The organism is Aeromonas sp. ZOR0001, assembly GCF_000801015.1.
GTDB classification, from domain to species: domain Bacteria; phylum Pseudomonadota; class Gammaproteobacteria; order Enterobacterales; family Aeromonadaceae; genus Aeromonas; species Aeromonas veronii.
Genome location: NZ_JRJY01000057.1, coordinates 62,344 through 69,160, shown reverse-complemented (window position 1 = coordinate 69,160; position 6,817 = coordinate 62,344). Strand labels below are relative to the sequence as shown.

Sequence of the window (6,817 nt, the reverse complement as noted above, 5' to 3'; positions counted from 1 at the left end):
AAAATTCTACTTATGAGCACCTCAGTTTTTCGGGGGGATTACCCTGCATTCATCGCTAAGGATAGATTCGGTTGTAGACCTATAGCTGAAATGACAAGATCCTGTTCACTGAAACTGCTGTCAGTGAGCTCTATCGTAAAGGATTCGTTGGCATCTTCTCTTTGTATCGACTTGATACCTAGACCAAGTTTTAGGTCAACCCCCTGCCCCCGTAAGGCTTGCAGTAACGGTTGACTCAATGCGGCTGGCATTAATGTACTTAGGGGGCTGTCCGCCAGATCTACAAGCGTCACAATTCGGTCTTGGCCCACCATATCCATAGCCAACTCACAGCCGATCAAACCTGCTCCGAGTACCATAATGCGTTTTGCATTCTTAATTAATTGTTCGGCATTGGCATAATCATTTTGGCTATTGAGGGTTACCATTTTATCCGAGTTGGGAACGGGAGGCAGTATAGAACTGGCCCCAGTTGCCAGCACTAGCTGGCCATAAGAAAAATCGCCATTATTTGTGTGTACCATTTTGTTATTCGGACTAATGCTATGCACAATCGTATTAGGTGACAGAATGATACGTTGCTGTTCAGCAAATTGAGCCCCCGTCAACTTTGTCATTGCGCTGGCGGTGTAACCACGACTGACCACATGACTCAAGTCCGGTTTGTTATATTCATTGCCATTATCAGCGGTAATAAGACGGATCGGTCTTTCACCATCTAATTTACGCAAGCTTTTTACCAACTGCTGAGCGGCAAAGCCGCTACCGATGATGACTATATCCTGGCTGGAACCAGCATAATGCTCATTTAATGCGCTCATACACATGCCTCCACTGCGCATGGTTCGAATACCTCCTTGCCGATGCCGCAACCAGGGCAAAGGAAACTCTCCGGTACAAGGCTCCAGGGAGTGCCAACCGCAACCAATTGATCCGGTTCACCTAAGGCGGGGTCATAAACCCACTGGCAGACTGTGCAAAGCATTGCTTGCTCATCGTCTACTCCGGCTACAACTGACTGGGTGGTCTCCTCTACAGGGGAGATATCAACAGTGAATGGCACTTGATGGGCTGCTTTTTCTGGGCGAGGCACCTCAATAGGATGTAACGCCCATTGACGAGCGAGCTGGCGTCCATGCTCTCGGCACTCTGCCAGTGCAGAACCATCTGGTCGCCATTTGGCTTTCAGAGAAATGCTGATATCAAAGCCTGCATCCATCAATCGGGTCTGGATACGATCTACTGCACCACCAGTCCAGCCGTAACTGCCGAATGCAGAAGCACGCTTGTTTCTAAAGCGCAGGCCAGTTATCTCCTCCAGCATGCCTGCCACCTTAGGCATCATGACGTTGTTCATTGTGGATGAGCCCACGAGTATTCCCTTGGAGCGGAACACTTGTGTCAGGATCTCGTTCTTATCGTGGCGGGCTACGTTGTAGATCTTGACTGCGACCCCAGGGTCAACTTCGTGAATACCCTGTGCGATGGCATCGGCCATCATACGGGTGTTGTTTGACATCGAGTCATAGAACAGGGTGATACGATCTTCTTGGTAGTGGTCTGCCCACTCCAGATACTTGAGAATAATTTGGGTCGGATCCTCACGCCAGACAATACCGTGGGAGGTTGCCACCATGCTTACTGGCAGGTTGAATCCAAGCACCTCTTTGATTTTAGCTGTCACAAGTGGGCTGAATGGGGTGAGGATATTTGCGTAGTACCGTTGGCACTGCTCCATCAATTCGGTTTGATCTACTTCGTCATTGAACAGATGCTCATCACAATAGTGTTGACCGAAGGCATCGTTAGAAAACAACACTGCGTCCTCAGTCATGTAGGTCATCATGCTGTCGGGCCAGTGCAGCATAGGTGTTTCAATGAACACCAGCTGCTTGCCATTACCGATGTCGAGACTGTCGCCTGTTTTGACTGGATGGAAGTTCCATTCAGGATGATGATGGTGTCCCGTGATTGAGTCGATAGCGTTGTGAGTGCAGTAAATCGGAGTGCCTGGGATACGAGCCATCAATTCGGTCAGTGCCCCTGCGTGATCTTCCTCAGCATGGTTGATCACCACATAATCGATAAGGTTAAGGTCGATCTCTGCTGCAAGGTTTTGAACGAACTCTCGGCTGAACTTATGATCGACTGTATCAATCAGCACGTTCTTCCCTTCACGGATGAGATAGCTGTTGTAGCTCGTCCCCTTGTTTGTCTTGTACTCAGTACCATGAAAATCTCGAACTTCCCAGTCCCGTTGGCCGACCCAGTGAATGTTGTTTTTGACATGAATGGTCATCTGGCAATTCCTCAGTATGTAATAGTTGGTATTTCTTGATATCAACTATTGCAGCTAACATGCCAACCCATAACTTATTGTTTTTATGAGATTTAATTTATTGATTTGTTAAAATGACATAGCGTTGATATTGTTTAAATGACAGCATTAATGTCATTTGGACACTAACGATGATTTCGACAGACAGTTTGGCTCGTATTGCTATAGACATACAGCTGGGGATTTCACATCAAGACAGATTCCACCGCCTTATCCAGAGTATTCGCAGCCTACTGAACTCAGATGCGTCAGCCTTGCTACGGTACGAAGGAGGCCAGTTCATCCCGCTCGCCATCGATGGCTTAATGCAGGACGTATTAGGACGCCGTTTCGCCATCAAGGAGCACCCACGCATGGAGGCAATTGCTCGTGCTGGTGACGTAGTACGCTTTCCGGCAGATAGTAACTTGCCAGACCCCTATGATGGCTTGATCCCTGATCATGCAGAATTTAAGGTGCATGCTTGTGTTGGTTTACCTTTGTTCTCCGATCAAGTCTTGATTGGTGCATTGACCATCGATGGAATGAATCCTGCCCAGTTTGATGACATTAGCGATGAAGAGTTGCGTTTAGTTGGTGCGCTAGCGGCAGCGGCGTTAAGTAACTCATTACTACTAGAGCGTTTAGCTCGCCAGAGCAGTGAGCCATTAATACCTTCAACACCAACAGGTGCAGATAGGTTCGAGATAATCGGGCATTCTCAGGCGATGCAGCAGCTAAAGCATGAGGTAGATATAGTTGCTAATACTGATTTAAACGTCCTGATTTTGGGCGAAACGGGTGTAGGTAAGGAGTTAATAGCAAAAGCTGTACATCTTGGCTCGCCACGTGCAGATCGCAAATTGGTATATCTCAATTGCGCAGCTCTACCGGAATCCGTAGCAGAGAGTGAACTATTTGGACATGTGAAGGGAGCGTTTACAGGCGCTATTCATAACCGTGCGGGTAAATTTGAACTAGCGGATAAGGGCACATTGTTCCTGGATGAAATTGGTGAATTATCCTTATCATTGCAGGCAAAATTGCTACGTGTCATTCAATATGGAGACTTGCAGCGGATTGGTGATGACACTCCACTAAAAGTCAATGTACGTGTGCTTGCTGCAACGAATCGAGACTTGAAGAAAGCGGTCATCGATGGCGAGTTTCGAGCAGACCTCTATCATCGCCTGAGTGTTTTCCCTATACATGTACCAGCCTTGAGAGACAGAGAGGATGATATCTCCTTGCTGGCTGGTTACTTTTGCGAGTGCTGTCGAGTGAGTATGGGGTTAGAGCAACTGCGGATCCAACCTCAAGCACTGCATCTTTTGAAGGGCTATGACTGGCCTGGTAATGTGCGCGAACTGGAGCATGCCATTCATCGTGGTGCCGTATTGGCTAGAGCAGAGCAACGAAGTCCGGTTCTGACGCTTGCAACCCATCATTTCAGTATAGCTATACCACCAATGCCTCAATCTGGCATAAGTCCTACCGAAAATATGGATGACTTCGCTAGTAACCAAATGGGTTTGAGAGCATCAACTGATGCATTTCAGTCTGCGTTAATTAAAAAGGTACTAGCAGATCATAATGATAATTGGGCTGCAACAGCACGAGCCTTAGACATTGATTGTGGTAACTTACATCGTCTAGCCAAACGACTGGGGTTAAAATGATAAAGATACATAGCTATGGGCCATTATAGAGTTGCATCCTGAATATTGGTTAACGTGTTGATTTATAGTGTTTTTTTTATGCACGTATGGTGTAATGTGACGCTAGCATGGTATTGAGAATGTAGTTATGGATAACAAAGTTTCAATCGAAGAAATGCAAGCATTAAAAGTATTGCTTGTAGATGACCACGCTATATTGCGGGCAGGAGTCAAAGCTACACTCTCAACAGATCACCTTATGAAGGTGATTGCAGAGGCTGGCAATGGTAAAGAAGGATTAGATCTGGCAGTAGAATATGAACCAGATTTAATATTGCTTGACCTTCAAATGCCAGTGCTTAATGGATTAGAAACGCTGAAGAGAATCAGAGCAAAGAAAATAAAAAGCAAGGTCGTTATCTTCACCGAGTCAGATTTGGAAATTGATGTTGTAGAAGCGTTTAGGTTCGGAGCAAATGGATATCTTTTAAAAGATATTGAACCGCTTGATTTAATCAGCTACATTAAGAGTATATGTGCAGATGCATCAGTTGAAAGCCCTCAGCCAAAAAATAAACTCATGTTAAGTTTATCATCAGAAATAAATGTTGGCATTATCGAATCATTAAGCCATAGGGAAATTGATGTAGTAAAGCTTCTTGCTGAGGGCCACTCGAATAAAGTTATATCCAAACTTTTATTCATATCACCAGGGACTGTAAAAATACATGTGAAAAATATTTTAAGAAAACTTAATCTAAAATCAAGAGTCGCCGTCACTATATGGGCGCACAACAGAACTATTAAGTAGATTTAATAATCTGAATGAGCACAGATAAAAAAGTTCATGTTGCTCTTATCATTGTAACTCATTAATCTCCTGCTGAGAACACATAATTAATTTACCCATGGCTAGCATCTAATTTATCCATCTTGCTTGCAACGATACATTTCGTCATCTGCTAATCGAAGTAACATGTTTAGATCTGGTGGAGTCGTGGGATTATAGCTCACTATACCTACTGAGCAAGATAGGGTGTAGGCTTTACCGCTGTGTAAGTTGAATTCATCAAATGAGATATTTATCCTACTACGCATATATTGTAAATACTCATTGTTTGTCTCAGGAACTAAAACTACATATTCATCACCACCTAATCTTGCACAAATATCAGAGTTTCTAAAAACCATATTTATTAGTCTGGCAGCTTGGCACAATGCATCATCTCCCACATCATGACCAAAGCGATCGTTTATCGATTTAAAATTATTCAAATCGATAAACAATAATGAAAGACTTCTCTTTGTTCTAAATGCATGCTGCAAATATTTCTCAGCTAAAAGAATAAACCCTCGTCTATTAGTGATCCCAGTAAGTTCATCTATTGTAGCCATTTGTACAGCACGTAACTCGCTCTCAACTGTAGATGCTAAGTCAGTAAATAAAAGTCTCTCTTTGTCACCAAAAAACCTTGGCTTCCGATCTATAATGCACAAGGAACCAATGTGCAGTCCATTCGTTATGACTAATGAGTGTCCAGCATAGAAGCGAATATATGGCTCCCCAATAACCATCGGATTCTCAGCATATAGGGGATCTTGAGTTGTATCCTCTATAACAAGCATGCTCTTTGTGAGAAACCCTTTTTTACAAAAGGAGATATTCGGAAGTGGTTCATGCATGTTTAGACCATAACAAGGTTTAGCCCATCCATGCTCATTATCTTCAAAGGATATTAGGGCAATAGGCACGTCAAAAATATTACGAGCCATCCTTGTTATACGAATGAAACGTTCCTCTGTAGGGGAATCAAGTGCTTGAAGACGGCGTAACGCATCTAGGCGTAGAAAGTCGGGATCTGAGGTTTCATGAAGAGGTTGCATCCTTGCTTCCTTTTTTCATATCGGTTTTAAATGCAAATAGTATGGCATTCTTTGAGATGCAACAGAATGGAATGTAGCATTACATATGACGGATTTTAGTTGTAGTGTGATCGTTAACACATTAGCTTCTCGCATGGGATTCAACTCGACAGGAGACCAAGCCAGCATCACATCATGAGCGGCCTCAATGGAAGCCTTGCGGCTAAGGGGAGACCATGGAGGATGATATTACAATGCGCGGCAAAAAATATTTCTAGTTAATCATGGTAGCAATATTTATCTTTCAACTGTTCAATCTTATTTTCCACTTTCATCATGTTTAGCGTAGAGGCTAATCTTTGTGCTAGCGTAAAATGCCTATTATTAAGATAGGCATAGCCTTCTAATTTATCTACAACGCCAGCCGAATGTACTTTTTCGTATTCTGGTGAGCTTTCAAGTAGGTCTTTTTTGTTTTTATCAAATACAAGGGTTTGCTCAATAAATATATCTGTACGCCCTTTTATCAGTTTTTTCAATCCCTGTTCTGTCGTATTCACATCAGTAAGTAAAGATGTTTTAATCAACTTTGAGAGAACCTCTCCTGCGCGCTTAGAACCTCTTCTAAACTCAATCTTTAAACCATCTTTGTTTAAGTCATCCCAAGAATTAAATTCTAACTTTTTATCATATACATATGCCTCGATAGTCACATAAAAATGTGACTCGTTCACTCTAATCATATTTTTTGTTTGTTGCTGATATTCTAATGGTCGATGTATCTCTCCATCGACACTTCCATTCTCAGCCAGAATTGGGGCTCGTCCACCAGGAACGCCACGATAAATTAGTTTATATCCTAGTCTGGAGAATGCCTCGCTGTAAATATTATGAAGCCAACATCCATACCTTGATTTGAAGGTGTCATCTGAACTCACCAAAACTATAGTGTTTTCAACAGCACTTACACCTAGCGAGA

At 43.3% G+C, this 6,817-nt stretch carries 5 protein-coding genes and 1 pseudogene; 2 read left to right on the top strand and 4 right to left on the bottom strand.

Annotated elements, in window-relative coordinates; all coding sequences use genetic code 11:
• Window positions 1–41: 41 nt before the first annotated feature.
• A pseudogene (locus tag L972_RS07855) lies at window positions 42–821 on the bottom strand (FAD-dependent oxidoreductase); the annotation flags it as partial.
• On the bottom strand, window positions 818–2,299 hold the full coding sequence (gene norV / locus L972_RS07850; RefSeq protein ID WP_017408675.1) for an anaerobic nitric oxide reductase flavorubredoxin: 1,482 nt from the start codon (window positions 2,297–2,299) through the stop codon (window positions 818–820). The gene norV and the pseudogene L972_RS07855, both read right to left, overlap by 4 nt.
• A 170-nt stretch (window positions 2,300–2,469) precedes the next feature.
• Here norV and norR point away from each other — a divergent pair, with 170 nt between their 5' ends.
• Together norR and L972_RS07840 are read left to right on the top strand one after the other, a co-directional pair.
• Complete coding sequence (gene norR, locus L972_RS07845) at window positions 2,470–3,996, top strand: nitric oxide reductase transcriptional regulator NorR (RefSeq protein ID WP_047437273.1); 1,527 nt, start codon at window positions 2,470–2,472, stop codon at window positions 3,994–3,996.
• 127 nt (window positions 3,997–4,123) lie between these two features.
• Window positions 4,124–4,786 (top strand): response regulator, encoded by a 663-nt coding sequence (locus tag L972_RS07840; RefSeq protein WP_052200038.1) that lies wholly within the window; start codon window positions 4,124–4,126, stop codon window positions 4,784–4,786.
• 113 nt (window positions 4,787–4,899) lie between these two features.
• Here the strand turns inward: L972_RS07840 and L972_RS20705 are convergent, their stop codons facing one another.
• The gene (locus L972_RS20705) at window positions 4,900–5,859 is read right to left on the bottom strand and encodes a sensor domain-containing diguanylate cyclase (RefSeq protein WP_081990705.1); all 960 of its coding nucleotides are present in this window, start codon (window positions 5,857–5,859) and stop codon (window positions 4,900–4,902) included.
• A 257-nt stretch (window positions 5,860–6,116) separates the two neighbouring features.
• The gene (locus tag L972_RS07835) at window positions 6,117–6,776 is read right to left on the bottom strand and encodes a transporter substrate-binding domain-containing protein (protein ID WP_139714635.1); all 660 of its coding nucleotides are present in this window, start codon (window positions 6,774–6,776) and stop codon (window positions 6,117–6,119) included.
• Window positions 6,777–6,817: the final 41 nt, after the last annotated feature.